The organism is Leucobacter sp. G161, from assembly GCF_001482305.1.
Classification (GTDB): domain Bacteria; phylum Actinomycetota; class Actinomycetes; order Actinomycetales; family Microbacteriaceae; genus Leucobacter.
Map to the genome: position 1 here is coordinate 41005 of NZ_LOHP01000061.1, position 25380 is coordinate 66384.

A 25380-nucleotide genomic window follows, 5' to 3' on the forward strand; every position below is an offset into this window, starting at 1 on the left:
CCCTGCCTGAGAAGCGGCGGGGGGCCTGGACTAGATGCAACAACGCAATTATGCGTCGCGCTTCTCCTTGATCTTCGCCTTCTTGCCGGTGAGACCGCGCAGGTAGTAGAGCTTCGCACGGCGAACGTCACCGCGCGAGACTACCTCGATCTGCTCGATCGTCGGCGAGTGCACGGGGAACTTACGCTCCACGCCCACCTGGAAGCTGATCTTGCGGACGGTGAACGTCTCGCGGACGCCCTCGCCGTGGCGCGAGATGACGACACCCTGGAACACCTGAATACGTGAGCGGCTACCCTCAACGATGTTCACGTGCACCTTGACGGTGTCACCTGCGCGGAACGCGGGAATGTCACTCTTGAGTGACGGGGCATCGACCTGGTCGAGCTTCTGCATGATGATCTCTCTCTGCGCCCGCCGCAAGTCGGAACGCGGAATAAATTTGAAAAGAATTTGCGTGCATTCACGGTGAGTGCGAAACCCTCGCGGCAGATTCGCACCGTGGCACAAGGATCTATTATGTCACAGAAACCCGCGGGAGCGTCGACCGCTCTCTCCACACGTCGCTCAGACTCCGCGCTCGCTGCTTCCCCGCTTTCGCCCGCGTATCCCATCGCGCTTCCCAACCCCTCCCACCGCGCATCCCATCCCGCACCCCATTCCCCCCATCGCTTCGCGCTTCCCAACCCCCTCCCACCCCCTGCAGCTATGCTGACTCTATGGAGAACGTTCACAACGCAGCAGACTTCCCCGCCGCGCAGGCCGTTCACGATCCTGCGGAACTCTCGCAGCTCGGCATCGACGAGACCCGCGCGCAGGCCCCCACGCCGCTCTCGCCCAAGGCGAAGCTGACGGCCTGGGCTCTGGGCATTGCAGGACTTCTTGCACTGTGCACACTCATCGTTGGTGCCGTCACCATCCTTGAGTGGGCCACCCCCTACCTCCGCTACCTCTACTTCCTGTGGCTCGGTTCGGGCAGCTCCGACGTCGCGGTGCTCTAGCCAATACGCGCTCATCCGCAGCGCGCCGCGCCAAGCGAGCTCTTCACAGTTGCAGGTGTAGATCTCAGCGCTGAGGAGCGATGACATGCCATGACCTCGGCGAGGTCATGGCATTTTTGCTGCCGATTACTCCTGACTTCGCTGAGGGCATGTCTTCTGAGCACGATCCAGGGGGCTTGCTTCCTCCCCTTGCTATTCAAGGACGTGGGGGCCGGGTTTCGCAGCCGCCCAGGTGCGCTTGTCCGGCCTGGTGATTCTGGCCTCCACAGAGTCGGGCAATCACGCGCCAACTCGCACAGCACCGCGCAACACAGCACCACGCAGAGCAGCACCGCGCAACACAGCACCACGCAGAGCAGCACCGCGCAACACAGCACCACGCAGAACCGCACCGCGCCACACCAGACCTGCCCCACCGTCGGAGGTCTCTGCGATCATCGAGAGTATGGACACGCACTCGCACCTCGCGCCTGAACACCTCTCCCCAGCGCATCCCACCGCGGCGCACTCCACGCACGAGCAGTCTCTCGCGGTGCTGCGGCAGCTCACGGGCGCGCCGGCTGCCGAGTTTCATCCGGGCCAGTTCGAGGCGATCAGCGCGCTCGTTGATGGGGGCCGGCGGGCGCTCGTCGTGCAGCGCACGGGCTGGGGCAAGTCAGCCGTGTACTTCGTTGCGACCGCGCTGCTGCGCGCACGGGGCGCGGGCCCCACGTTGCTGGTGTCGCCGCTGCTCGCACTCATGCGTGACCAGGTGGCCGCCGCCGAGCGCGCAGGGGTGCGCGCCGCAGCCATCAACTCGGCCACCGCCGAGGAGTGGAACGAGATCGAGGAGCGGCTCGCCCGCGACGAGGTCGACGTGCTGCTCGTGTCCCCCGAGCGGCTCAACAACCCGCGGTTCCGCGAGCAGCAGCTGCCAGGGATCCTCGCGCGCATGGGCCTGCTCGTGATCGATGAGGCGCACTGTATCTCAGACTGGGGCCACGACTTCCGGCCCGACTACCGCCGCATCGCCGCGCTGCTCGCGAGCCTCGAGCGTGAGCTTCCCGTGCTCGCGACCACCGCTACGGCAAACGCCCGCGTGGTGGCCGATGTCGAGGAGCAGCTCGGCAACGACGTGCTCACCCTGCGCGGCTCTCTCGCACGCGACTCGCTGCGGCTCGGCAGCCTGACTTTGCCGTCGGCGCAGGCTCGGCTCGCGTGGCTCGTCGAGCATCTCAAGGATCTCCCGGGCAGCGGCATCGTCTATACGCTCACGGTGTCTGCAGCCGAGGACACAGCACTCCTGCTGCGCGACGCCGGAATCAACGCGGCCGCGTACACGGGCCGCACCGATACCGAGGAGCGTGAACGCCTCGAAAACGCCCTCAAAGACAACGAGGTGAAGGCTCTCATCGCAACGAGCGCCCTCGGCATGGGTTTCGACAAGCCTGACCTCGGCTTCGTCGTCCACCTCGGAGCACCGTCGTCCCCCGTCGCGTACTACCAGCAGGTGGGACGCGCGGGGCGCGGCAGCGCGAACGCCGACGTGCTGCTGCTGCCCGGCGCCGAGGACGCCGCAATCTGGCGCTACTTCGCCACAGCTTCGATGCCCGATCCTGAGCGGGCGGCCGCCGTGCTCGAGGCACTCGGATCCCCGGACTCCGCGCCGCTGTCCACGCCAGCGCTCGAAGCGCGGGTGGATCTGCGCCGCACGCAACTCGAACTCCTCCTCAAAGTGCTCGACGTCGACGGAGCCGTGCGCCGCGTCTCCGGCGGCTGGGTCGCTACCGGCGCGCCGTGGCAGTACGACACGGAGCGTTACGAGCGGATCGCAGCGGCCCGCGAGGCGGAGCAGTCGGCCATGATCGCCTACGAGCGCGGCGCGAGCTGCCGGATGGAGCTGCTGCAGCAGGAGCTCGACGATCCCACGGCGACACCGTGCGGCCGCTGCGACGTCTGCGCTGGCCCGTGGTACCCGACCGAGGTGACCGGCGCTGCGGCGGCGCAAGCATCGAGCCGGCTTGAGTCGTCGGGAGTGCCCATCGAACCACGCGGGCAGTGGCCGACCGGCGCCGACCGGCGCGGCGTTCCGGTGAAGGGGCGGATCACGGTCACCGAGCGCGCCGAGACCGGGCGCGTGATCGCCCGCCTCACTGACCTCGGCTGGGGCGGCACGCTCCGCGAGCTGTTCGCCGCGGGTGCGCAGGATCAGGATCTCCCGGCCGCGCTCATCCCCGCCATCCTCGTGACGCTGCGCGACTGGCCGTGGGAGGAACGCCCGGTCGGCGTGGTCGCGATGCCCTCGCTGAGTAGGCCCAGGCTCATCACTAGCACCGCGGCGCTCATCGCAGAACGCGGCAAACTTCCGCTGCTCGGCACGCTCGACTTCGACCTAGCGCGGCCTGCGGCTGGGCCGGGTGGCAACAGCGCGTTCAGGCTCGCCTCGGTGTGGGACAGGTGGAGCGTCTCACCCGAGCTTGCCGCCACGGTATCCCGCGCCCCGGGCCCGCTGCTCCTGGTCGACGACTTCGTCGACAGCCGCTGGTCGCTGACAGTCGCGTCGCGCACGCTCAAGCTCGCGGGCGCTCCCGCGGTGCTCCCGTTTGCGCTCGCCTCGGTCGGGTAGGTCAACAGCCCGCCGGTACAGGAGTGCGGAAAGCGTGACCTACGTCTGGCAGCCCGGGCACCAGTACAGTTTGCGGTTGCCCATCTCCTCGAGCTTGATATTCACGCCGCAGCGCTTGCAGGGCGTGCCCTCGAGCTTGTAGACCCAGTGCCGCTCGTCGCGGTCGACGAGCGCCTTCTGGTACGCCGCACCGACGAGCCCGTCGATCGTGATCATCTGCCCGACCGTAATGCCGATCTCGAGCAGGTGCGCCCAGTCGTCCCACAGCTCCTCGAGCACGGTGCGATCGAGCGTGTTCGCGGGGGTGTGCGGGTCGAGCTCAGCACGGAACAGCATCTCGGCCCGGTAGACGTTGCCGATGCCGGCGACGACGGACTGGTCCATGAGCACGAGGCCGATTGCCGACTTCTTCTTCCCGGCGCGCTCGACGAAGCGCTCGCGCTCGACGGCGTTGTCAGCGTTCGCCGGGTCGGGCCCGAGACGCTGGATCACCCGGTTCACCTCGGCCGGCGTAAGTACCTCGCACGCGGTCGGACCGCGCAGATCCGCGCAGACCGTCTCGTTGAGCAGCCGCACGCGCACCGCACCCACAGGCTCGGGCGGGAACGACTCGAGGAAGTCGCCTTCCTTGTCCGACTCAGCCATGCGCACGCGCGTGCGCCGCGGGGCGCCGATCGAGGTGATCGAGTCCTCGCCGAGGCTGTCAACGGGCGCGTCGAGCGCGGCAGCTGACGTCAGGCCAGCGGCTGCAGCGTCGCTCCCCTTCGTACCGCTGCCGACGTGTTCCCCGGTCTGACCCAGCTTCGAGTGCCCGGGCGTCTGGCCGTGGATCTGAATCGACGGGTCGATCTGCACCTCGCCAGAGAAGTCCCAGGCTCCGTAGATTCCGAGGTGGATCCGCAACCACCGATCTCCCTCGAATTCGAGGAACATCTGCTTGCCCACTGCGCGTGCATCGAGCATCTTGCGGCCGTCGATCTCGGCCGCGCCCTCGACGAAGCGACCCTGTGGGCTCGACACCTCCGGTGCCGTGCCCACAAAGTTCGCGGCGAACTGCCGCGCGATGCGGTGTACGGAATGACCCTCTGGCATGGCTAGAGCGCGTCGACCTGCTTGCCGGCAATCGCGCCGGTCTGCTCGAACTCGCCGAGCTGAGCGATACGGCGCACGTGACGCTCATCGCCAGGGAACGGCGTGTCGATGAACAGGTCAATGAACTTCACCGCGTCGGCGACCTCGTGCTGACGTGCACCGATCGAGATGACGTTCGCGTTGTTGTGCTCGCGGGCGAGGGTCGCGGTCGACTCGTTCCAGACGAGTGCGGCGCGGATTCCCTTCACCTTGTTCGCGGCCATCTGCTCTCCATTGCCCGATCCACCGAACACGACGCCGAGCGCTTCGACGCCGTCGCGCTCGTCGCGCGCCACGCCGAGGGCGGCGTTGATGCAGAACGAGGGGTAATCATCGAGCGCGTCATACTCGGCAGGCCCGTGGTCGATCACCTCGAATCCGCGGTCGCGCAGATGCTGCTGCAGCTGCTGGCTGAACTCGAGGCCGGCATGGTCGGTGGCAACGTGAATACGCATGATCTTAAGCCTAGCCAAACTGTGGGCCGACGGTGCGCCCACGCTTGAGCTCGTAGAAGCCGGGCACGGAGGCTGCAGCCGCGATGCCGTCCCAGAGCCGCAGCGCCATCTCGCCGGTCGGCGCGGGGGTCACGACGGGGCCGAAGAACGCGACGCCGTTGATCGAGATGATCGGAACCCCAACGTCGGGGCCGGCGATGTCGAGCGCGTGCTTCGTGTTCGCAGTGAGCTGCTCGTCGCTGGCCTCCGTGTCGGCCGTTGCTGCGAGCGCCGAGTCGAGGCCGACGGCTTCGAGCGCCTCTGTAAGGATCGCATCGATGTCGTCGCGCTCCCCCGGGTGCACGCGCGTGCCGATCTCGGCGTAGAGCTTGCCGACGACGGCGTCGCCCGCCGATCCCCCGCCTACCGCAACGCGCGCTGCCTCAACGACACGACCGAATCGGTGCCCGGCCTCGAGGTGCTGGACGTATTCTTCGTCGGTGTTGCCCTCGTTGATGACCTTCAGGCTGATCGGATGCCACACGATGTCGAAGCCGCGGGCCTCTGAGACTTCCTGCGCCCACCGGCTGGTCATCCAGCACCAGGGGCAGATCGGATCGAAATAGAATTCAACGTTCGGCGTGTTTCCCATGTCCTGATTCTAGGCTGTTTGGTGACAGAGCAAATCGGCCGAGGGGATCCGCTTGAGCGCGTGGGATGGGGTACCGAACGCAATTGAGACGTTCGCGCTCGCAACCGTGGAGTCGCCATGGGTGCTTCTCGTGGTGCTGGCGCTCTGCATCATCGACGCGATCTTCCCGCCGGTCCCCTCGGAATCGGTCATCATAGCGATCGCCACAGTGGTGGTGACAGATCACCCGAACACCCTGTGGCTGCTCGGCGCGATCGCAGCGGTCGGTGCGTTCACCGGAGATCAGATGGTCTACTGGATTGGCCGCAGGCTCGGCGCGCGGAACCCGAAGTGGTTGCGCGGCAAACGGACGCAGCGCACGCTAGCGTGGGCGAGGCGGGCGATTCGGCGCAGCGGGCCGATCCTCATCATGACCGGACGCTTCATTCCCGTCGGCCGTACCGCGGTCAACCTCGCTGCCGGCACCACACGCTATCCCGCTTGGAAGTTCAGCATCGCCGCTGGCTTCGCCGCGGTGTTCTGGGCCGCGTACTCAATCGCGATCGGGGCGATATTCGGCAATGTTTTCGGCAGCCACCCGATCCTCGCACTCCTTCTTGGCCTCGTCACGGCGTTCGTGATTGGCCTCGCCGTCGAGTTCATTTCAAAGCGGATCGGCCGACGCGTGCAGATGCGGCGGATGGCAGCGTTCCGTGCGCAGCTGGCTGAGCGCCAGGCTTCGCGGTAGCGCGCTGCTTGCCGCCACGGCTCGGCTCGGCTCGGCTCGGCTCGGCTCGGCTCGGCAGCGCTGCTCCGTGCTCGGCAGCAGGGCGTTCAGCACCGCTCCGCCCAGCATTCCTTACTGCCCCGTTTGCGTGAGCATGAGTCTTTCACACCCCGAATAACCCTCAGATTGGAAAACTCGGGTCGCTGAGGATGGCCTGCCCGGGCCCTTCGCTGTCACCGCGCAGTGACGAGCGGCGCCGGCGAACGCCCGTAAGCGCTGAGCTCTGAGCGCTGAGCTTTGAGCCCTGAGCTCTGCACGGTCACCCGCGAAGAGCGACGGGCGGGTGGATCAGGGCTGGGCGGGGACCGGGAACAGCTCCTCGATCTGGGCGCGCTGCTCGGGGGTCGGCACGAACGCCGAACCGGCGGCAGCGTTCTGCCGCACCTGCTCCGGGGTCGTCGCCCCAGCGATCACGCTTGAGATGGGCTCGTGCGTGAGCATCCAGCCGAAGGTCGCCTCGAGCATCGTGACGCCCCAGGCGTCGCAGAGCGCGCGGTAGGCATCGAGCGCGTCCCAGTTCGCACCCTCGGCGACGTGCGCGCGCTGTCGCATGATGCGGGAGTCGGCCGGGAAGTGATCGCGCGTGAACTTGCCGGTAAGCAGGCCATTGGCGAGCGGGAAGAACGGCAGCAGGCCAAGCCCGAGCTCGCGCGCGGCGGGCGTCACTGAGACGTCGCTCTCGCGGTTGATGAGGCTGAGCTCATTCTGCGCGCTTACGAACGGTGTGACGCCGAGTTCTGCAGCAACGCGGGCGGCCTCATGCATCTGCTCAGCCGAGAAGTTTGAGTGCCCGATTGCGCGCACTTTCCCCTCGCGCACGAGCTCGTCGAGGGCGTCAAGCGTCTCGGCGATCGGCGTCGTCTCGTCGGGCATGTGCATCTGGTAAAGATCCACACGGTCGGTCTTGAGCCGGCCGAGCGAGCCCTCGATCGAGGCGCGAATGAACTCGCGCGAGCCGCGCGCACCCGCGTATGGCGCGCCCGAATCGGGGTAGCCGAACTGGGTGGCGAGCACGATCTCGTCGCGGCGCCCGGCGAGCGCCTCCCCCATCATCTCTTCGCTACGACCGAACGAGTAGCCGTAGAGGTCGGCGGTGTCGAAGAGAGTGATTCCGGCGTCGATCGCGGCGTGGATCACGGCGTCGGTGCCCGCCTGGTGCTCGGTGGCGGAGCCCGGCCTGCCAAAGTTATTGCAGCCCAGGCCGGTTGCGGAAACGAGAATGTCTGAGGATCCGAGTGCGCACGTCATAGCCTCACCCTATTAGCCTCCAGCTATTTCGTCAGCCCGGAAACAGTCCGCGGGCATAGGCTTATCCCATAACTGATTGTTGTCACCTCTCACAAGGAGTACCGTGCCAGGAACTAACCTCACCCGCGTCGAAGCCCAGGAGCGGGCCAGCATCGTCACGAGCCACAGCTACGAGATCGCTTTGGATCTCACCACAGGCCCCGAGACCTTTGCTGCGGACACTACCGTCCGCTTCGACGCCACCGCCGGCGCTTCGACATTCATCGATGTCATTGCTGACTCGGTCGAGTCCATCGAGCTCAACGGTGCCGAGCTCAACCCTGCCGAACTCTTTGCAGATTCACGGATCCAGATCCCGGGTCTCGCCGCCGAGAACACGCTCCGGATCCGCTCGACGATGCGCTACATGAACACCGGCGAGGGCCTGCACCGCTTCGAGGATCCCGCTGACGGCGAGGTCTACCTGTACTCGCAGTTCGAGGTGCCTGACTCGCGCCGCATGTTCCCCGTGTTCGAGCAGCCCGACCTCAAGGCGACGTTCCAGTTCACGGTCACCGCGCCCGCGCGCTGGAAGGTCATCTCGAACCAGCCCACCCCCGAGCCCACCCCGGCCGGCACGAAAGCCGCAGCCCAGGGACCCGACTGGGCCGAGCAGGACATCGCGACCTGGACCTTCGGCAAGACGCCGATCATGTCGAGCTACATCACCGCGCTCATCGCCGGCCCGTACCACGAGGTCCGCGGCGAGCTCACGAGCACCGACGGCCGCGTGATCCCCCTCGGCGTCTTCTGCCGCGAGTCGCTCGCGCCGCACCTCGACGCCGAGTACATCTTCGACAAGACCCGCGAGGGCTTCGCCTTCTTCGAGTCCGAGTTCAACTACCCGTACCCGTTCGACAAGTACGACCAGCTCTTCGTCCCCGAGTACAACATGGGCGCGATGGAGAACATCGGCGCGGTCACCTTCACCGAGGCATACGTCTTCCGCAGCCAGGTCACCGACGCGATGCGTGAGCGTCGCGTCGTCACGATCCTGCACGAGCTCGCCCACATGTGGTTCGGCGACCTCGTCACGATGCGCTGGTGGAACGACCTGTGGCTCAACGAGTCCTTCGCCGAGTACATGTCCGTACTCGCGACCGCTGAGGCGACCGAGTGGACCGGCAGCTGGACGACGTTCGTCGGCAGCGAGAAGTCGTGGGCGCACCGGCAGGATCAGCTCCCGTCGACGCACCCGATCGTCGCAGAGATCCGCGACCTCGAAGACGTGCTCGTCAACTTCGACGGCATCACCTACGCGAAGGGCGCGTCGGTGCTCAAGCAGCTCGTGGCCTGGGTCGGCCGCGAGCCTTTCATGGCCGGCGTGCACGACTACTTCACGAAGCATGAGTACACGAACACCGAGCTGCCCGATCTCATGGTCGAGCTTGAGGCGCGCAGCGGCCGCGACTTGAGCGACTGGTCCAAGAAGTGGCTCGAGACCGCGGGCGTCAACACGCTCCGCCCCGAGTTCACGCTCGACGAGGCAGGGAACTACGCGTCGTTCGCGATCACGCAGACCGCGATCGCCGAGTACCCGACGATCCGCCCGCACCGCATCGCGGTGGGCCTGTACGAAGAGCAGGACGGCAAGCTCGTGCGCACGCAGCGCCTCGAGCTCGATGTCGATGGACCTTCAACCGAGGTCGCTGAGCTCGTTGGCGTGCAGCAGCCCGCGCTGCTCATCCTGAACGATGAGGATCTGTCCTACGCGAAGATCCGCTTCGACGAGCGCTCGCTTGCGACCGTGGGTGAGAAGCTCGGTTCGATTGAGGATTCGCTCGCTCGCTCGCTCGTGTGGGGATCCCTCTGGGACGCCACCCGCGACGGCGAGTTCCCCGCGAGCCGCTTCGTCGACATCGTGCTCGCGCACGTCGCCGGCGAGACGAACTCGACCGTGCTGCGCACCGTGATCCAGCAGGTCGTGCTCTCGGCTTCGAGCTACGTCGCCCCGGCGAAGCGCGAGGCGACGCTCGCGAAGGTCGCTGACGCGCTGTGGCAGCTCGCGCTCGCTGCCGAAGCCGGGTCTGACAACCAGTTCCAGTTCGTGAAGTCGTTTGCTGGCCTCGCGAGCACCGACGCGCAGCTCGACCAGGTGCTCGCTTTGCTCGAAGAGCGCACTCCGCTCTCCGGTCTCGACATCGACACCGACCTCGGTTGGGAGCTGCTCATCTCGCTCGCCGCTGGCGGTCGCGCCACCGCCGAGGAGATCGATGCGGCGCTCGCCAACGACCGCACCGCGACCGGCAACCAGTCTGCAGCGCACGCTCGCGCCGCGCTTCCGACCGCCGCAGATAAGGCTGCTGCTTGGGCATCGGTCTGGGACGAGGCTGGCAAACCGAACGCGATCGTGCGTGCGACCGGGCTCGGTTTCCTCCGCGCTCAGGATCGCTCGCTGCTCGTGCCCTACGTGGATCGTTTCTTCGCTGAGCTGCTCCCCGTGTGGGAGTCGCGTAGCTACGCGATTGCTGAAGAGCTCATCGACGGCTTCTACGCTTCGCCGCTCGCGAACGAAGAGCTCCGCGCGGCGACTGCTGCGTGGCTCGACGCGAACGCTGACGCGCCTGCTGCGCTGCGTCGCATGATCGTTGAGCACCTCGCCGGTGTCGAGCGCGCCCTCGTGGCGCAGGCGGCTGACGCGAGCGTCTAATGTTTCACCTGGGAACCACCACGGAGGAGGTCACGGAGGCCGTAGGTTCGGCCTTCGTTGACTTCCTCCTTGCGTGGGAAAAACCGCTGTGGATCATCGCAGTGGTCGTCATTGCGATCATCGCGAACTGGCTGCTACTCAAGCTCCTCAACCGGACTGTCGCGCAGATCGTCCGGGGCGTAAAGCGCTCGCAGAACGTCGATACGACCTCTGAGATGCGGGCCGCCCCGTACATCCACGCGCGTGCAGTGCAGCGCACCCGGACGCTCGGCTCGGTCGGGCGTGCGGTCGTCACGTGGACCGTCTCCGTCGTCGCGATCTTCCTGATCCTCAGCATCCTTGAGGTCAACCTCGGCGCGGTACTCACCTCCGCAGGCATCGTCGCGGCCGGCCTCGCCTTCGGGGCACAGAACATTGTGAAGGACGTTCTCAACGGCATCTTCATGGTCTTCGAAGACCAGCTCGGCGTCGGTGACCTCATTACCGTGGACCAGATCACTGGCACCGTTGAAAACGTCGGGATCCGCGTCACCCAGGTGCGCGCCCTCGACGGCACACTGTGGTTCATTCGCAACGGTGAGATCCTCACCCTCGGCAATTCCTCGCAGGGGTGGGGCCGCGCACTCGTGGACTTCACGGTCGACGCGAACCAGGATCTCACCCATGTGTCCGACATTGCGCTCGACGCTGCGAGGAGCCTCCTCACGACAGAGAAGCTCGCGCGGAAGGTCACCGGTGAGCCCGAACTCCTTGGCCTTGAGAGCGTGTTCGGTGACCGCGCAACGCTCCGGCTCGCTATTCGCACGCGGCCCGAGGCACAATGGGAGGTGCAGCGGGGCATCCGAGCTGAGCTGCGCAAGCGGTTTGCGGAGGAAGGCATCCGCCTCTCCGACGAGCTCCCCCGCCTGCCCAAGGGAGAAGTATGACCAACGATCAGCGATCCGCATCGAGCGACGGCACCGGCAGTGCTGTCCCAGATACGACTGGCGGGGCGACTCCCCCGGCCCCGCGGCTCACGCTGCGCAGCGGCGAGACCGGCCACGCCGTGACCGACACCGTGTGGTCGCAGGTCGGTGGCACCGAAACCTTTGAGAAGATCGCTGTTGCGTTCTACCGTGGCGTGCGCGAGGACGAGGTGCTCGCACCCATGTACCCGCAGGATGACTGGGAGGGCGCGACCTGGCGTATCCGGGCGTTCCTCGAGCAGTACTGGGGCGGCCCGTCTGCGTACCAGGAGGAGCGCGGTCACCCGCGGCTGCGCATGCGACACAACGCGTTCCCCGTCACGCCCGACGCGAAAGAGCGTTGGCTGAAGCACATGCACGCCGCCCTCGATGAGGTCGAGCTGCCGCCGATGCACGACGCGGCGTTCCGGGACTACATTGAGCGCGCGGCGCTCGCGCTCGTCAACCGCTTCGAATAGGGCTGTGACGGTCACGCGGCCTCGCCCCGTGGTTGAGCTCGGTCGAAACCACTCGGCTTGGCAAGGTCGCTCGTGCGGGGGCATTCCGCCGGGGTCATTCCGCCAGGGCACTCCGCCAGGGTCATTCCGCTCGTTCAGAACGGGTGTTCTCCGTCGTCTGCGGGTTCGAAGCGGACCGGGCTTCGTTGCGATGCCGACTTCATTCGGTGTTCGGGGAGCCTGTCGGGCGGCCGATCAACGTGGGTCTTGCCGGTTGGCGACGTCCACACAAGGACCCCACCTTCACCCTGTTCGACTTTCCAGTCCGAGTTCCCTTTCAGGATGTGGTGTTTGAGGCACAGATGCGCAAGATTGTCGGTGGCTGTGGGCCCGCCGAGAGCCGCATCAATGGTGTGATCTATTTCTGACCGGTATGTCGGAGCGATGCATCCGGGGAATCGACAGTGACCGTCGCGGGCGACCAAGAACCGTTCTTGGGGTTTGACCGGTCGATACCCGTCAGTTCTGATGACCTCTCCGGTGTGGGAGCACACAGTGATCAGGTCCCACAGCTGCCGCGATGCGATGAGTGGCCGCGCGGCGTCGATGCTGACTGGCCCATACCCCTGAAGTTCGCACTTGACCGCGCCATCCGTCGGGGCTGCCGTGTCTCGGGCGACGGTACCGCCGTGCTTCGCGAGGAGTTCGTCGAGCCCTTCTGCGGTGACGACCAGCTGAACGCGCCCCTGGAGCTCGACTCCAGTGGGGCGAGGCGCCGTCTCGGCAGTGTCGAAGGGGTCGCGCGCCAGCAGGTCATGGAGCGCGTCGACTCGAATCTCATCGAGACCTCGCGTGTCTTCGGCGTCCGCCGCGTCATCCGGCGAGTTTGCTGCCAGTACCCCGCGGGGCGGAAAGAGGAGCGTTGGCGCGGGAACAGTCTTCCGTTTCACTGCCTTTGCGATGCGCGTGAGGTGGTCGTGTAGACCGTAGGCCTGAAGCGCCGGCATGTACACGCGAAGTTCGGCCATACCGTCGGACATCTCGACGACGGAGACGCGACGGTGCACGGTCTCTGCAGCTTGCCGGGCCTCAATGGATTCGACCGCCCACTGCTCGGCGAGCCGTTTGGCGATCGGCCGCAACCTGTTTGGCGTCTCTTCGAGCGCGTAGACCAGGACTGCGTGCTCGTACTCTTTCCGCCGTGCAGCGGCGAGAATCACCTTCTCTGCATCAGCGGCTCGCGCAGCTTCGTCGACGCCCGTGGCCACCACATTGGTGATGACGAGCCCCGCGGTGGTAATGATCTCCGCGTGCGCCACGTCAATTTGCCCTGCGCGCAGCAGCGACGCGGTGTCATGGTAATCGGACGACAGCATCGCGGCGAGCCCCAGCATCGTATCGACTCGGCGCTCAGTCACTCCAAGCGCGAGCGCTGCCTCCGCCCGGTAGGAGCGCAGCGACATCTCCCCGGATGGGATAGCTCGATACCCGCGGGCTAGTAAATCGAAGCGTTTCGCCTCCACTGCACGAAGTTCGCGCGCGACTTCTTCAAGGCCATCGATGGCCTGTGTGCGAATCTGAAGTGAAGAGGTCATACCCGAATTCAAACATGGACCTCCGACATTTACGACCTCAGGCGTAGTCCAATAGGAACGTTTTTCATAATTATTTTTCCCCGCCTCGTCTTGCGACTTCGACGGCCGAAATAGCGCCGACCCCGTCAGCAAGACGCTTCCGTTCACCGGGTCGTTTCCGGTAGAGCTCGATGACATCCGCAACGATTGCGGGATCCGACCCCAGGTGATGCGCATCGAGCACAATAGAACCCATCTAACGCGTCGTTACGACCAGTTTGGACCCATACGCGCCAAGCGGCGCCACCCTTTCAAGCTCGTCCCAGGTGACGTTTGTGACGCGGCTGCCTCGCACTCCAGCGAGGCCCGTGGCGCCGACGCGCAGACCGAGCGGGATCCGCATTGACCATACGGCCATGGCGAGCGAACCGATCGAGGTCCCCAGTAACACAATAGGGAGCAGCGCCAAAAGCCTCGAGGAGCTCGCCTGCGTCGGCAAATCACAGACGGCAACCACCCCCAGGATAATCACGGGGAGCAGCATCGCCACCGGCACGGCAATACCGCCGACACGGTGGCCTCGCGACGGCAGAAACCGCAGCTCCCCCACCGTGACGATACGAATGGCGCCCGGTCGGAGGCCCCGTACGCGCAGCAGCAACGCGATGATCAACACGAGCATCATCACGCTGAGGCTGGCCATCAACAACTGAAACCCGAGACGGGTGTCAATCGCCGAGATCGTGAAGCCAATGGCCGGCACAACACACAACCCGAGAACCATAGCGAATGGGTTGCGCGAGCTTGGCAAAATAGCGCGACCGCCAGTAGGGATACGCGGCCAGAGCAATACAGTGCCCGCCCGATGGTCAGTGTGTTGCATATTGCCGCAGCATCCCCTCTACCATCGTGCACGCCCCCACAAGCAGGACAAAGCGGATCCGAAGACACGAAGGATCGCCGCACCACACTAACAGGTGGCACGCGAGGCAGCGCAACCGTAGTACCCTCGATATGTTCGCCTCCTTAGCTCAGTGGATAGAGCAACAGCCTTCTAATCTGTCGGTCGCTGGTTCGAGTCCAGCAGGGGGCACCATACGCTTCACTCCCTCACGGGCAAACTCGCCCATGATGCGACGAGCGAGCGAGGCAAGACCCCAGTGGACCCGCACCACACAGCCTCACCCCATCTCGACAAGCACCACCCCGACGATGATGAGGACGATGCCGAGGAGCATACGTTTGGTGAGCGGGTCCTTCCACACGACGCGCGCGAAGACCGCGATGAGCGCGATCCCGACCGCTGTCCAGATCCCGTATGCGACCGGGACGGGCATTCCGGCGGCGAGCGCGAACCCAAGGAGCGTGAACGCGAGCCCGTATCCGATGACGACGGGGATCAGCCAGAGCTTCTTGCGGAAGCCGTCCGATGCGCGCAGGCTCAGTGTCGCGGCTACCTCGGAGAGAATCGACAGCGCGAGCCAAAGCAGACTCACGCCGGGACCTCCTCGGTGTGAGCCTCCGCGGTCGGGCGTGATCCGGTCTCGACGATGAAGACTCCGGCGATGATGACGACGATCCCGATGATCGCCTGCGCGCTTAGCGCTTCGCCGAAGACGAGCGCGCCCAGCAGCGCGACGAGTGCGACACCGACGGCGCCCCAGAAGCCGTATGCCACACCAATGGGCATGCCGGTGCGGAGCGCGAGCCCGAGCAGGGCAAACGCGACGATGTATGCGGCCACTGTCAGCGCCACCCAGGCCGGCTGATCCACCATTGCGCGCAGCGACAGCGTGCCAATGACCTCGGCGACGATTGCGCCTGAGAGCAGCAGCCAGCCCCTCACTTCACTCCCCCGCGCTCTGCGGTGGCGATGAGCTCGAGCGCGTGCGCACGGACGGGCGCAAGGTCGTCGATCGGCATCACCCCTGACGCCTCCGACATCCAGGCACCGTCTGCGCAGAATCGCGCGGCGGCGAGCGCACCGTGCGCCGCGGCTGGCGCGTCCTCGAGCGAGAACCACGGGCCGAGCCACCGTTGCCACGGCCCGGCGAGCACCGGGTGATAGAGCGCGTCGGAGAAGATCCAGTAGTCGGCTCGCGAGACGTCCGCCGTCGTCGCGACCTCGACGTATGCCCGGTGTCGCTCGAACGCCGTCAGTTCACCCGGGTTTCCGCCCGCCTCGGCGAGCAAGAGCTCGTGCCAGTGGCGCGCCGCAAAGTCAACGAGGCCCACCATCAGGGCTTCTTTATTTGGGAAGTAGTACATGAGGCCAGGCTTGGTGAGGCCCGCCCGCTTGGCGACAGACTCAAGGGAGAGCGTAACGCCCTCGACTCGGGCGTTTTCGCGCACTAGCTCTTTGGCTGCTTCCATGATTCGGGTTGGTGTTTCTGCTGCCACGTGACTACTTTACCAACCGGAAGGTAAAGTCCGGCAACGCTTAGCTTGTACGCAAGAATGGATTAACGTACTATCTAAATATGACCGACCAAGAGGCTACCCTCAGACTCGAACTTGACGAGCTACACGAGCGCATCACCCGCCTCGAAGCTGCGGCCGAACGAGACGTGAACACGTCCGCTGCGAGCATCACTCGTCCCCCGGCAGCGCCCGCAGCGCCCGAAGACCAGGACACGTTCTGGGCGCTCAACGAGTTGCAAAGCAAGCTGCACGATCACCCTGCCACCGTTGACGGCGTGGTGATGACCGTCGGTTCCCTCACGCTCCCCGATGGCGCACCCGTGGCCTGGCAGGAGGGGCTGGCAACTGCGGACATACTCGAGACCGACTGGACCGAGCAGGCTGCGGTCTTCGCCGCGCTCGGGCACCCGGTGCGACTGGAATTGCTGCGACACATTCTCTCCGGTGTACGTGCGACGTCGGAACTCGCGCAGATCGCATCCCTCGGCACAACCGGGCAACTCCATCACCACCTTCGACAGCTCGTCGCCACCGGCTGGGTTCGACAGAGCGGCCGCGGCACCTACGAGATCCCGGCAGCACGCGTCGTGCCGCTGCTCACCAGCGTGATGAGTGCGCAGCGATGAGGGCTGCAGTGTTCGGCCTGTACCGCGTGCGGGTACCGATGTACTCCGTGGCTGCGGTGATCCTCATCGCGAACGTCGTCGTACTCAACGTCGTTCTGCCGGAGCCCGTTCTCGCGGCCTGGCGGGTGCTGCTGTTTGCCGCGCTCGCGGCGATGCTGTGCGCCGCACTCCTCTCATACCTGGTGCCGCGGTGGCTACCAGCTCGGCCCACGAGGGCCGTCACCCCACCAATCAGCGGACGCTGGATCGCGCTGAACAGCCCCGCCACAAAGACCCCGAGCCACGGCGTCCGCGCCTACGGCCAGACCTACGCGATTGATCTCGTCGCCGATCCCACCGGAACAGCACGGCCGGAGTTCGGCGGCCCCGCGATGCGGGTGGCAACGTCGTACCCCGCATTCGGCGAACCTGTTTTCGCGATGCTTGACGGAACTGTCGTGCGCGCATCGGACTGGCGGCGGGATCACCGCGCGAGATCCAACGCGGCCGGCTTCATCTACCTCATGATGGAGGGCATGATCCGGCAGCTCGGTGGGCCGGGATTCATCGTCGGGAACCACGTGACGATCCGCAACGATGACGGCACATACGCGACGGTCGCGCACCTGCGGCAGGGATCGGTCGCAGTGCGCGCCGGCGACAGGATCACCGCCGGTACACGGATCGGCGAGTGCGGGAACTCGGGTAACAGCAGTGAGCCGCACGTCCACGCCCAGCTCATGGATCGCGCGTCGTTCTGGACGGCCGAGGGTCTCCCGATGGCGTTCGCGGGCATCACGCTTGGGGAGGATCTCACGCAGGTCACGGCGCTGCCCGCTGACGGGCAACACATGATTGCGGCTGAGGGGAAAGGTCACCCGTGAAGCCACTGCGCGGCCCCAAAAGCACACGAGCATTCACGGCTGAGAGATCTCCCAATGCCGGGATTTGCGGCGCACACGTGCCGCATGTCACCAGACGCTGCGGCTCTCATCCGAGAGGGGCTTGCCCTCGACGCAGATCAGCGAGCGGCTGTCGCCAACGCACTGCTCGGGAGCTTCCGGGATAGCCCTGAGTCACCCAAGCCCCGAGATGCTTGGAGCAGTAGCCGCTCGACGTCTCGATAACGTCCGCGGCGGTGCAGTTGAGCTGGTGAATGCCGACGAACACTATCTGGCACGCCCAGCCTGAATCTCTCACATGCCATGACCTCAGCGAAGTCAGGAGTAATCGGCAGCAGAAACGTCATGACCTCGCTGAGGTCATGACATGTCAACGCTCCTTGTTACGCCTCCTCGCTCCTCGTCACTGCGGTCGAGCATTTGTGAAGCGCCGCGTTAACGAGCCACCCGCAGCCGCCACAGCGACGTCACCTCGCGGGAGCGTGCGGCGTGGAGCAGGTCGTCGGTGTCACGAGCGCGGCGGTGCGTCGGGACGGTGTCCAGTCGGTCCACAACCTCAAGCCCAGCCGTGGCGATCGCCTCCAGCAGCATTTCTCGGGTGCGCAGCCCGAGCAACTCGGCGAGGTCGGAGAGCACAAGCCACCCTTCTCCCCCATCGCTCAAGTGTTCGGGGAGGCCAGAGAGGAACTGCAGCAGCATCTGGCTGCCCGGGTCGTAGACCGCGGCGTCGAGTGTGCTCGCCGCGCTCCCCGGAAGCCAGGGCGGGTTGCACACGATGAGCGGCGCTCGCCCGTCGGGGAACATGCTGCCGAGCTGGGCGGTCGCGACCTTCGCGATTCCGAGCCGCGCAAAGTTATCGTTCGCGCAGTCGACCGCGCGCCGGTGGATGTCGGTGCCAACGACCCGCGAGACGCCACGCTTCGCAAGCACTGCCGAGAGCACACCAGTGCCGACGCCGATGTCAAACGCGAGCTCGCGGCTGGGCAGTGGGGCTTGCGCAACGAGGTCGACATACTCGTGGCGGGTGGGCAGGAAAGTGCCGTAGTGGGGATGGATCTTCGCCCCAAGGCTCGGTACGTCGACTCCGCCCAGGAACCACTGGTGCGCGCTGAGCACCCCCGTGAGTTCCTGCAGACTCACTGCGGCGAGCGCCGCACCGAAGCCAGGCTGGGTCGCGTATGCAAACGCGACGGCATCGCTGACGTGTGGGGCACGGGGCAGCGGGATGGCGGCGCCTGTGTCACTGGCGGATCCATCGAACTCGAGCGGGATGAGTACGAGCGAGAGCATGCGCGAGCGCTGGGCACGGGCCTGGCGGATCCGGTAGAACTCTTCCGACGGGGACTCTGGGCCACGTGAGGCTGACTTCTTCGCCCCCTTGCCGCCCTTTGCCCCCTTCGTGAGGCGCCGGTCGATAGCGCTGAGGAGTTGCTTGGCATTGTGGAAGTCACCGCGCCAGAGCATGGCGGTTCCCTGTGCGGCGTGGCGCACGGCCTGGTCCGCGGTGAGCCGATCGTCGACGACGGTCACCGTTTTGGGCGCAGGCTTCTCGTTTGCGGATAGCCACGCCGCTGTTATCTGGCGCCCTGCTTCGGTCCAGGTTATGTGTGCGTCGGCACGCGCGTGATCAGCGATAGAGCATCCACCTCGTTCGGTACGGTTTCGCCCCGCTCGGCCGCGCGTACGTGGCCACAGTGGCATGACTGTACAGATCTTACCAACGGGGCAACCGCGGCTTCCCCGCACGGCGCCCCTCACCGCCCCGGCATGGTCCCGGCTGGGCGCGAGTGTTACCCTCAGCTATGCCCGAGCACCCACAGGTTCCCGCCACGCCGCTCACGTCGACGGCTGGTGGCACGGTTGACCTCAGCGCGGAACGCGGCACGAGTGTGGTGTTCCTATATCCGCGCACGAGCCCACCCGGCGGCCCGTCCGCAGCTTGGCAGGCGCTGCCCGGCGCTCGCGGCTGCACCGCCGAATCGTGCGGCTTCCGCGACCTTGCACACGACTTCACGCAGCTTGGGGCGCGGATCTTTGGGGTGTCAACGCAGGATCCGCAGTATCAGCTGGAGGCGAGCACTCGTCTCCACCTGAGCTACCCGCTACTGTCCGACACCAACCGTGCGCTTGCTGGGCCGCTGCGGCTCGAAACGTTCGACTTTGAGGGTGCCGAACTGTACCGGCGGGCGACGCTGATCATCAAGGATGGCACCCTCGTGCACCGGTTTGAGGAGATTCCCGACCCGGCGGCGCACCCGCAGGACGTGCTGAGCTGGCTGCAGCGGTAGCGGTGCTCCGCCACTACGACGCGACCGGAGCGATCACCGTTGCGAGCATGCCGCAACCGAACAGCACGAGCACAGCGCCGGCGATCTTTGTCAACCACGGCAGCAGTCGCCCCATCCGTTCCAGGGCCGGCCGAGAGCCGAACGCGAGGGCGACACACAGATCCCAGACAAGCACCACTGTGAACATCCACAGGCCGTAGGTCGTGAGTTCTGCGGGGCTGGCTGTCGACACAGCCGCTGCGAGACTCACGTAGAAGAGCGCGTTCTTGGGGTTGAGGAGCCCGGAAGCGAATCCCAACCCGAGGTTCTTCAGCCAGGTCGCGCTCTCGACGGCCGGTCCCGCGTCAAGATCGAGCGGTGTATTGGTACGAAAGAAGGTGACGCCCATGACGACAAGGAACGCTCCCCCGGCAAGCTGGATCGCGCCGAGCAGCACCGGATGGGTCAGGAAGGCAAGGCCAGAGAAGGCCCCAGTGATAAAGACGCCGTTTGCGAGGGCGATGCCAACACACGCCCCGGACGCGTTCTTCCATCCGCCCGCCGTTGTTGCCCGGACAATGAGGAAGAAATCGACGCCGGGTATGAGCAGGGCCACGATGTGAGCGATCGCCACGACAGCAAACTGCTCCATCCTGGATACCCCTCGCTCCGTTCCGCGGACGGCCGCCACTTGAGCAAGCGACCTCCTCCAGTATCGGAAGACGCGGAGCCTGGGGTCTTGAACGTTCTTGCGGCGCTCAGCCGCGGTAGGCTCCGGGAGACGCCGCGACATGCGCACGGAAAACCCTGTGGAAGTGGCTCTGGTCAGCAAACCCCAGCGCGTGCGCGGTCTCAGCAATGGGGTTTCCCGCCCGCAGCAGGTGTCGCGCTCGCACGACGCGGGCGTTCTGCCGCCAGGCCAATGGCGCGAGCCCTGTGACCCGCCCCATTTCTCGGATGAGCTGGTACTTCGTCATCTCAGCATCGCGGGCCAGATCGTCGAGTCGCGGATTCGTCGCGTCGTATTCAAGCCGCTCAATCGCGGGCGCGAGCCGGTCGAGGAGTGCGGGGTTGCGTCGGCGCCTGATGAACCGATGAGGCGCTGCGACGGCGAGCTCCGCGAGGAGCACGCGCAACCCTTCCTCGATTCGGGCCGCTGCTGCCCCGGCAAAGAGGAGGTCACTCCATCCAGTGACGCGGCTGCGCAACCCGGGTCGCCGCAGCACGCTGATACCGGAGAAGAGCGCGCCGTTCGCGGTCGCGGGAACGAGCCCGGACACCCAGCGCTCATCCATGTGGATCATTTGGTAACGCCACTGCTCACCGTCCGGGTTGCAGGAGTGCACGTGGCCGGCCGGAATCGCAATCACGTCGCCTGGGTGGAGGCGGCTGACTTCTTCACTGCCCGCGTTGAATAGCGAGGTCCCGGATTCGATGACGCCGAGCGAGAACGTGTCGTGGGTGTGCCTGCGGTAGCACGAGTTCTGCTGGCAGGAGCGCCTGGCCTCGAGCTGCGGCATTGCATCACTGCGCCAAAACTCGGTCACGTGTGCTCCCATGCGTTCGTTGTGCCGCCGCAGCCTCAGGCCCGTGCAGCCTCACGGCGCATCGCACGGGTCGCGGCCCCAGGGACGAGCGTTCCGTCCGAGCTCCAGGATACGCGCCTCCCCGCTTCTCGCGGGCGGTTGGACGCCTCTTCCCTGCCCACCGGCAACCTGGTACGTTCAGACTATGGCAATGCTGCAGGGGGCTCAGGCCCACGCGGGCCGCGTGCTCGCGAGGCGAATCAACCGCGCCGATTGGGAGTGGATCCAGCGCTGGTTTGCGGATGAAACGCTCGACCGCGAGCTCGGCCCACTCGACACGGAATGGCTGGAGCACGTGCTCTCAGACACCGCGGGCGTGCAACTCGTCATTGAAGCCGCGCATCCTGCAACCGGGCAGCTCGCCCCCATAGCGATCGTTGGCGTGGTCTGGGGAGACGCGGTCTCCGGTCACGGCATCACGGACCTCGCGATCGATCCCGCCCGTCGCGGGTACGGGCTCGGCCGCTCCGCGATCGATGCGACGATCGCGTGGCCGGAACATCCGCCAGCGGATTTCTGGATCGCATTTGTGGATCAGGAGAACACCGGCGCGCACTCCTTTTTCACCGCAATTGGTTGGACCTACGAGGGGCTCGACGGCGAGGGCGACGAGGCGATGCACCGATTCGCCACACCGCACCCAACCTAGACTCGATTCGCGATGCTCCAGTCGCCCTCGAGCGCGTTTCCCGCCGCAGTACACAGGGCTAATTCATGCGTGAGTAGGTAAGCATCAAGCCTATCGAACGGGTCTGCGTTCGGTCATATCTGCGCTCCATAGGCTGGACGTGTCCACAAGACACGTCTTACAGGAGGAACAGATGAGAGCAGCACGCTACTACGGCAAGAATGACGTTCGCATCGAGGAGATCGAAGAGCCCACGACCCGTCCGGGCACCGTGAAGATCGCCCCGGCATTTAACGGTATCTGCGGAAGTGATCTGCACCTCTACCACGACGGCCCGATGGCCCCCGGCCCCACCGACGCCGAACCGCACCCCATCTCGGGCGAAACCCTCCCCGTGGTCTTCGGCCACGAGTTCTCGGGCGTTGTCCAAGAGGTCGGCGAGGGCGTGACCGGCATCGCTGTCGGCGACAACGTCGCTGTTGAGCCGCTCATGGTGTGTGGCGTCTGCCACGCGTGCAAGGCGAACAAGTACAACCTGTGCGAGAAGATGGGCTTCATCGGTATCTCGGGTCTCGGTGGCGGGCTCTCCGAGCACATCGTTGTCGAAGAGCGCTGGGTCCACAAGGTGGGCGCTATGCCGCTCGACCAGGCTGCCCTCATCGAGCCGCTCGCGGTGTCGCTGCACGCGGTGCGCCACGCTGGCGCTGATACCGCTGCTGGCAAGTTCGCTGTCGTCGGCGGGGCTGGCCCCATCGGGCTGCTCACCGCCGCTGTGCTCCGCGCATACGGCCTGAAGACGATCGTGAGCGAAGTGTCGCCCGAGCGCCGCGCGAAGGCGAAGGAGACCGGCGTCGCTGACATCGTCGTGGACCCCTCAGCTGAGAGCCTTGCCGACGTCGTCCGCGAGGCGACCGGCGGCGCAATGGCCGAGTTCGCATTCGACGCCGCGGGCGTCGGCGTCGTGCTCGACCAGCTGTTCGAGTCGCTCGGAGCTGGCGGCCGCCTCGAGGTCATCGCGCTGCACCAGAAGCCGTACGAGATCAACCTCACCGCGCAGCTGACGATGCAGGACCGCGTACTCGGATCCGCCATCGGTTACGCGAACGATCACGAGGAAGCGATCCGTCTCGTCAACGAGGGCCTCGTCGACCTTGCTCCGTTCATCACGAGCAAGATCACGGTCGACAACATCGTGAAGGACGGCTACGAGAAGCTGCTGCACGACCGCAGCGAGGTCAAGATCCTCGTCTCGATGCAGTAACACGTCTGCACCAGCGAAGGGGGCGTCGCCGCGGGAGAACTTCTCGCGGCGACGCCCCCTTCGTTGGTAGAGAGGCGTTGGTAGAGACGCGCTGGTAGCGCAGGCAGGCTCGACGGCCAGCGCTACAGCTGCTCGACGATTGCGGCGGCGCGCTCCGACTGCCCCGTCTGCTTGAGTAGCTCAATGAGTTCGCCTGCGACGAGCAACCGATCCTTGCGCTGCTTCGCAGCGGTGAAGCCCTCGAATGCAGACTCGAGCCCCCACACCGCGGCCTCAGTATCGCCACGGTCACGCTGGATCATACCGGCGAGCCAGAACGCGTGCGAGGCGTCGGCGAGCAGGCCGAGCTGGGCGAATTCCTCCCCCGCGAGCAGTGACTCCGTGGCTGCCCGATCGCCGTCGAGACCTTCCCCGAATGAACGGCCGCGCGTCGCGCCGAGCGACCGGGCGAGGGTGTCCCGCAACGTCGCACGCTCCGTCGCCCATTCTTGCCTGCGTCGCTCCGCAAGGTCATCGCTCAAGCCCGCTGGATCAAATTCGGGGTGGCCATCGAGCGCGGCGGCGGTCGCGCGAATTTGCGTGTCCACGTCGTTCATGCGTGAGGCGACCGGCGCCCAGGCAGCGAGCACGGCCGCGAGCGTTCCCGCGTCGGCCCCGCCCGATCGCAGCAGCGGGACCGCAACACCGAAGTTCGCGTGCGCGCGCTCCTCGCGACGGTCAAGCGCAGCGCACTGTGCTGCCTCGGCCGCTGCGAGACCGGCGCGCTCGAGCCATCCGCCGGCCTCAAACCCGGGGACCGCAGCTTCGTAGTCGCGCGCGGCCGCGGCGTAGTCCTTGCGCGCGAGGGACTCCTCCGCTCGCGACAGGAGCCCCTCGGGGCTCAGCGGAGGCTCCGGTCGAGCGGCAGCCGCATCGGCATCGGCATCGGCACTCGACTCCGCAGCGCTCGACGCAGCGCCACTTCGGTCGGTGAGCTTCGCCCACAGCCTGGCGATCCCTGAGGGTGCACCTGGCGTCGTGGCCCCGCTTGCGGTTTTCGGGGCGGCAGCGTTCATCGGAGCGGGTTCGTCGGCGCTGGCCTCCGCAACGAGGGCTGGCAGCTGCGAGCCCGTCTCAACCGGCAACTCGTCGGCGGATCGCTGCGCTGCGAGCGCTCGCTCGACAAGGTCACTGTAGTAGCTCGTTCCGGAGCGCCCGTCGAACGCCGCAGCGTACTCGCGGGCTCGGGATGTCGCCCAGGCATGGAGCTCTGCGACCGTCGCGTCGGCGGCGCCAGCGCCTGCAGCCTCAGGCAGGCTCACACCCGTCGCGCCTTCACCCCTGTCGCGGTTTGCCGACAGGCCGGCGATGAGCCCGAGCAGGAATCGGAGGTGCTGCATGGGCGACGGCGGATCAGTGAGCAGCTCACGGTAGTCGCCGCGAAGCTCACGCAGGGCCCGCTCGAGCTGGCCGCCACGGGCGAGCAGCTCGAAGCTCTGGCCGCGTGAAGAAGCCAAGTCGCGGTTGCCGCGGGTCTCGCTCGCGACCGCGAGCTGGTGGTACTTCAACGCGTCGGCTGGCTGCCCAACGTGGAGCGCGGCGAGCGCGGTTGCATGGAACGTTTTTGCCGGCTCGATGTTGCAGTTGCCGTCTTGCTTCTGGCCCAGCTCGAACGCCTCAGCGAAGCGCCCCTGTTCGGTCAGGAAGTCGGTTTGCCGTCCGATCACGCAGGCGTGGCAGTCGTCAAAGTCGTCGCGGGGGCTCGTGATCCAGGTGAGGCGTGCCGCTTCGGCGCCGGTCGCACCCGATTGCCAGGCCCACCCAAACCGCGCTGCTAGGACGGCAGAGACGCCGCTGCCCTGCAGTTCAAAGCGCCGCTGCATATCGTCGAGGAACGCCTCGGCCTGCTCACGCGTGATTTGCGGGTAGTCGGGAAGATCGCTTGCGATCCATTTGAACTCCCAGAACAGGTTGTGTTCGTCGCTCTCGTCGAAGAGCTCGGGGCTCTCGTCCCACAGTCGGAGCGTGCGAGCAAAGACGACGAACGACTTCTGTCCTTCCCCACCGAAGGTGTACGCCTCGACGAGGTCAAGCAGCGCCTCCGCGAGGTGCTCGCGCGGGCCATCGGCCTCCACCTTTCTCGCAGCAGCCTCGGCGGCTGCGGTGCGAGCGGTGCCGTAGGGCATGTGTCGAATGTTGTGGAGTTCGCGTGCGACAGACATAGGTTCC

The 25380-nt window shown here is 66.1% G+C and carries 27 protein-coding genes and 1 tRNA gene; 12 read left to right on the forward strand and 16 right to left on the reverse strand.

From position 1 onward, the window contains the following. Positions 1-48: 48 nt before the first annotated feature. On the reverse strand, positions 49-396 hold the full coding sequence (gene rplS / locus AUL38_RS09175) for a 50S ribosomal protein L19 (RefSeq protein ID WP_059061342.1): 348 nt from the start codon (positions 394-396) through the stop codon (positions 49-51). A gap of 323 nt (positions 397-719) precedes the next feature. Between rplS and AUL38_RS09180 the strand changes: the two genes are divergently transcribed. Next, the gene (locus tag AUL38_RS09180) at positions 720-1001 is read left to right on the forward strand and encodes a hypothetical protein (RefSeq protein ID WP_059061344.1); all 282 of its coding nucleotides are present in this window, start codon (positions 720-722) and stop codon (positions 999-1001) included. 279 nt (positions 1002-1280) lie between these two features. On the opposite strand, the gene AUL38_RS17890 is transcribed toward AUL38_RS09180, so the two are convergent. Then, positions 1281-1439: a pentapeptide repeat-containing protein gene (locus tag AUL38_RS17890; RefSeq protein WP_083506745.1), complete on the reverse strand. Its 159-nt coding sequence runs from the start codon at positions 1437-1439 to the stop codon at positions 1281-1283. Positions 1440-1446: 7 nt separating this feature from the next. Here AUL38_RS17890 and AUL38_RS09185 point away from each other — a divergent pair, with 7 nt between their 5' ends. Next, the gene (locus AUL38_RS09185; RefSeq protein WP_059061346.1) at positions 1447-3606 is read left to right on the forward strand and encodes an ATP-dependent DNA helicase RecQ; all 2160 of its coding nucleotides are present in this window, start codon (positions 1447-1449) and stop codon (positions 3604-3606) included. A gap of 39 nt (positions 3607-3645) precedes the next feature. Here AUL38_RS09185 and AUL38_RS09190 read toward each other — a convergent pair whose 3' ends face one another. Genes AUL38_RS09190 through AUL38_RS09200 form a run of 3 tightly spaced genes read right to left on the reverse strand, consistent with a single transcriptional unit; the run spans position 3646 to position 5823 of the window. Beyond that, a complete protein-coding gene (locus AUL38_RS09190) occupies positions 3646-4698 on the reverse strand; it encodes an Fpg/Nei family DNA glycosylase (RefSeq protein WP_059061348.1) in 1053 nt (350 codons plus the stop codon). Positions 4699-4700: 2 nt separating this feature from the next. Next, positions 4701-5192, reverse strand: a complete 492-nt coding sequence (locus AUL38_RS09195) for a ribose-5-phosphate isomerase (RefSeq protein WP_059061351.1) — start codon at positions 5190-5192, stop codon at positions 4701-4703. Between the two features lie 10 nt (positions 5193-5202). Further along, positions 5203-5823, reverse strand: coding sequence for a DsbA family protein (locus AUL38_RS09200; RefSeq protein ID WP_059061353.1), 621 nt, complete (start codon positions 5821-5823; stop codon positions 5203-5205). Between the two features lie 52 nt (positions 5824-5875). Here AUL38_RS09200 and AUL38_RS09205 point away from each other — a divergent pair, with 52 nt between their 5' ends. Next, on the forward strand, positions 5876-6550 hold the full coding sequence (locus AUL38_RS09205) for a DedA family protein (protein WP_059061355.1): 675 nt from the start codon (positions 5876-5878) through the stop codon (positions 6548-6550). 327 nt (positions 6551-6877) lie between these two features. On the opposite strand, the gene AUL38_RS09210 is transcribed toward AUL38_RS09205, so the two are convergent. Continuing rightward, on the reverse strand, positions 6878-7837 hold the full coding sequence (locus AUL38_RS09210) for an aldo/keto reductase (RefSeq protein ID WP_059061357.1): 960 nt from the start codon (positions 7835-7837) through the stop codon (positions 6878-6880). 103 nt (positions 7838-7940) lie between these two features. Between AUL38_RS09210 and pepN the strand changes: the two genes are divergently transcribed. Genes pepN through AUL38_RS09225 form a run of 3 tightly spaced genes read left to right on the forward strand, consistent with a single transcriptional unit; the run spans position 7941 to position 11949 of the window. Continuing rightward, complete coding sequence (gene pepN, locus AUL38_RS09215) at positions 7941-10526, forward strand: aminopeptidase N (RefSeq protein ID WP_059061360.1); 2586 nt, start codon at positions 7941-7943, stop codon at positions 10524-10526. Then, positions 10526-11452, forward strand: coding sequence for a mechanosensitive ion channel family protein (locus AUL38_RS09220; protein ID WP_059061362.1), 927 nt, complete (start codon positions 10526-10528; stop codon positions 11450-11452). Before pepN ends, AUL38_RS09220 begins: the two co-directional genes overlap by 1 nt. Further along, positions 11449-11949, forward strand: coding sequence for a globin (locus tag AUL38_RS09225; RefSeq protein ID WP_153006539.1), 501 nt, complete (start codon positions 11449-11451; stop codon positions 11947-11949). The genes AUL38_RS09220 and AUL38_RS09225 overlap by 4 nt, the downstream gene beginning before the upstream one ends. A gap of 134 nt (positions 11950-12083) precedes the next feature. Here AUL38_RS09225 and AUL38_RS09230 read toward each other — a convergent pair whose 3' ends face one another. From AUL38_RS09230 to AUL38_RS09235, 3 genes are all read right to left on the reverse strand, one after another. Next, entirely contained in the window at positions 12084-13523 is a 1440-nt protein-coding gene (locus tag AUL38_RS09230; RefSeq protein ID WP_059061363.1) for an HNH endonuclease signature motif containing protein, read from the reverse strand. A gap of 70 nt (positions 13524-13593) precedes the next feature. Beyond that, positions 13594-13758: a hypothetical protein gene (locus AUL38_RS17385; RefSeq protein WP_161937428.1), complete on the reverse strand. Its 165-nt coding sequence runs from the start codon at positions 13756-13758 to the stop codon at positions 13594-13596. After that, entirely contained in the window at positions 13759-14286 is a 528-nt protein-coding gene (locus tag AUL38_RS09235; protein ID WP_059061365.1) for a hypothetical protein, read from the reverse strand. It abuts the gene before it with no gap. A 236-nt stretch (positions 14287-14522) separates the two neighbouring features. Here AUL38_RS09235 and AUL38_RS09240 point away from each other — a divergent pair. After that, a tRNA-Arg gene (locus tag AUL38_RS09240) sits at positions 14523-14598 on the forward strand. A gap of 85 nt (positions 14599-14683) precedes the next feature. Here the strand turns inward: AUL38_RS09240 and AUL38_RS09245 are convergent. The 3 genes from AUL38_RS09245 to AUL38_RS09255 are packed head-to-tail and all read right to left on the reverse strand — an operon-like array spanning position 14684 to position 15902. Continuing rightward, positions 14684-14998, reverse strand: a complete 315-nt coding sequence (locus tag AUL38_RS09245; protein WP_059061367.1) for a multidrug efflux SMR transporter — start codon at positions 14996-14998, stop codon at positions 14684-14686. Then, positions 14995-15348, reverse strand: coding sequence for a multidrug efflux SMR transporter (locus AUL38_RS09250; protein WP_059061369.1), 354 nt, complete (start codon positions 15346-15348; stop codon positions 14995-14997). The genes AUL38_RS09245 and AUL38_RS09250 overlap by 4 nt, the downstream gene beginning before the upstream one ends. Continuing rightward, positions 15345-15902: a TetR/AcrR family transcriptional regulator gene (locus AUL38_RS09255; RefSeq protein WP_059061371.1), complete on the reverse strand. Its 558-nt coding sequence runs from the start codon at positions 15900-15902 to the stop codon at positions 15345-15347. The genes AUL38_RS09250 and AUL38_RS09255 overlap by 4 nt, the downstream gene beginning before the upstream one ends. Before the next feature lie 80 nt (positions 15903-15982). Here AUL38_RS09255 and AUL38_RS09260 point away from each other — a divergent pair, with 80 nt between their 5' ends. Together AUL38_RS09260 and AUL38_RS09265 are read left to right on the forward strand one after the other, a co-directional pair. Next, the gene (locus AUL38_RS09260; protein ID WP_059061373.1) at positions 15983-16549 is read left to right on the forward strand and encodes a helix-turn-helix transcriptional regulator; all 567 of its coding nucleotides are present in this window, start codon (positions 15983-15985) and stop codon (positions 16547-16549) included. Then, entirely contained in the window at positions 16546-17412 is an 867-nt protein-coding gene (locus tag AUL38_RS09265) for a M23 family metallopeptidase (protein ID WP_059061376.1), read from the forward strand. Before AUL38_RS09260 ends, AUL38_RS09265 begins: the two co-directional genes overlap by 4 nt. Before the next feature lie 453 nt (positions 17413-17865). On the opposite strand, the gene AUL38_RS09270 is transcribed toward AUL38_RS09265, so the two are convergent. Beyond that, positions 17866-18960: a class I SAM-dependent methyltransferase gene (locus tag AUL38_RS09270; protein ID WP_235590673.1), complete on the reverse strand. Its 1095-nt coding sequence runs from the start codon at positions 18958-18960 to the stop codon at positions 17866-17868. A gap of 272 nt (positions 18961-19232) precedes the next feature. On the opposite strand from AUL38_RS09270, the gene AUL38_RS09275 reads away from it, so the two are divergent. After that, positions 19233-19718 (forward strand): peroxiredoxin, encoded by a 486-nt coding sequence (locus AUL38_RS09275; RefSeq protein ID WP_059061378.1) that lies wholly within the window; start codon positions 19233-19235, stop codon positions 19716-19718. A gap of 13 nt (positions 19719-19731) precedes the next feature. Here the strand turns inward: AUL38_RS09275 and AUL38_RS09280 are convergent, their stop codons facing one another. Both AUL38_RS09280 and AUL38_RS09285 read right to left on the reverse strand, forming a co-directional pair. Continuing rightward, positions 19732-20349, reverse strand: a complete 618-nt coding sequence (locus tag AUL38_RS09280; RefSeq protein WP_059061380.1) for a LysE family translocator — start codon at positions 20347-20349, stop codon at positions 19732-19734. 106 nt (positions 20350-20455) lie between these two features. Continuing rightward, a complete protein-coding gene (locus tag AUL38_RS09285; protein ID WP_059061451.1) occupies positions 20456-21244 on the reverse strand; it encodes an AraC family transcriptional regulator in 789 nt (262 codons plus the stop codon). Between the two features lie 184 nt (positions 21245-21428). Between AUL38_RS09285 and AUL38_RS09290 the strand changes: the two genes are divergently transcribed. Continuing rightward, positions 21429-21932 carry an N-acetyltransferase gene (locus tag AUL38_RS09290; protein WP_201023725.1) on the forward strand — a complete coding sequence of 168 codons (504 nt, stop codon included), beginning with the start codon at positions 21429-21431 and terminating at the stop codon, positions 21930-21932. Between the two features lie 172 nt (positions 21933-22104). Next, positions 22105-23172, forward strand: a complete 1068-nt coding sequence (locus tag AUL38_RS09295) for a 2,3-butanediol dehydrogenase (protein WP_059061381.1) — start codon at positions 22105-22107, stop codon at positions 23170-23172. Between the two features lie 122 nt (positions 23173-23294). Here AUL38_RS09295 and AUL38_RS09300 read toward each other — a convergent pair whose 3' ends face one another. After that, the gene (locus AUL38_RS09300; protein ID WP_059061384.1) at positions 23295-25373 is read right to left on the reverse strand and encodes a hypothetical protein; all 2079 of its coding nucleotides are present in this window, start codon (positions 25371-25373) and stop codon (positions 23295-23297) included. Between the last annotated feature and the right edge of the window lie 7 nt (positions 25374-25380).

Coding starts and splice junctions, on each gene's coding strand:
- AUL38_RS17890 (WP_083506745.1), bottom strand. CDS start 1,439: ATGATCGCAGAGACCTCCGACGGTGGGGCAGGTCTGGTGTGGCGCGGT.
- AUL38_RS09290 (WP_201023725.1), top strand. CDS start 21,429: ATGGCAATGCTGCAGGGGGCTCAGGCCCACGCGGGCCGCGTGCTCGCG.
- AUL38_RS17385 (WP_161937428.1), bottom strand. CDS start 13,758: ATGGGTTCTATTGTGCTCGATGCGCATCACCTGGGGTCGGATCCCGCA.
- AUL38_RS09300 (WP_059061384.1), bottom strand. CDS start 25,373: ATGTCTGTCGCACGCGAACTCCACAACATTCGACACATGCCCTACGGC.
- AUL38_RS09185 (WP_059061346.1), top strand. CDS start 1,447: ATGGACACGCACTCGCACCTCGCGCCTGAACACCTCTCCCCAGCGCAT.
- AUL38_RS09280 (WP_059061380.1), bottom strand. CDS start 20,349: ATGGAGCAGTTTGCTGTCGTGGCGATCGCTCACATCGTGGCCCTGCTC.
- rplS (WP_059061342.1), bottom strand. CDS start 396: ATGCAGAAGCTCGACCAGGTCGATGCCCCGTCACTCAAGAGTGACATT.
- AUL38_RS09190 (WP_059061348.1), bottom strand. CDS start 4,698: ATGCCAGAGGGTCATTCCGTACACCGCATCGCGCGGCAGTTCGCCGCG.
- AUL38_RS09180 (WP_059061344.1), top strand. CDS start 720: ATGGAGAACGTTCACAACGCAGCAGACTTCCCCGCCGCGCAGGCCGTT.
- AUL38_RS09220 (WP_059061362.1), top strand. CDS start 10,526: ATGTTTCACCTGGGAACCACCACGGAGGAGGTCACGGAGGCCGTAGGT.
- AUL38_RS09225 (WP_153006539.1), top strand. CDS start 11,449: ATGACCAACGATCAGCGATCCGCATCGAGCGACGGCACCGGCAGTGCT.
- AUL38_RS09195 (WP_059061351.1), bottom strand. CDS start 5,192: ATGCGTATTCACGTTGCCACCGACCATGCCGGCCTCGAGTTCAGCCAG.
- AUL38_RS09210 (WP_059061357.1), bottom strand. CDS start 7,837: ATGACGTGCGCACTCGGATCCTCAGACATTCTCGTTTCCGCAACCGGC.
- AUL38_RS09235 (WP_059061365.1), bottom strand. CDS start 14,286: ATGGTTCTCGGGTTGTGTGTTGTGCCGGCCATTGGCTTCACGATCTCG.
- AUL38_RS09275 (WP_059061378.1), top strand. CDS start 19,233: ATGCCCGAGCACCCACAGGTTCCCGCCACGCCGCTCACGTCGACGGCT.
- AUL38_RS09295 (WP_059061381.1), top strand. CDS start 22,105: ATGAGAGCAGCACGCTACTACGGCAAGAATGACGTTCGCATCGAGGAG.
- AUL38_RS09230 (WP_059061363.1), bottom strand. CDS start 13,523: ATGACCTCTTCACTTCAGATTCGCACACAGGCCATCGATGGCCTTGAA.
- AUL38_RS09200 (WP_059061353.1), bottom strand. CDS start 5,823: ATGGGAAACACGCCGAACGTTGAATTCTATTTCGATCCGATCTGCCCC.
- AUL38_RS09260 (WP_059061373.1), top strand. CDS start 15,983: ATGACCGACCAAGAGGCTACCCTCAGACTCGAACTTGACGAGCTACAC.
- AUL38_RS09265 (WP_059061376.1), top strand. CDS start 16,546: ATGAGGGCTGCAGTGTTCGGCCTGTACCGCGTGCGGGTACCGATGTAC.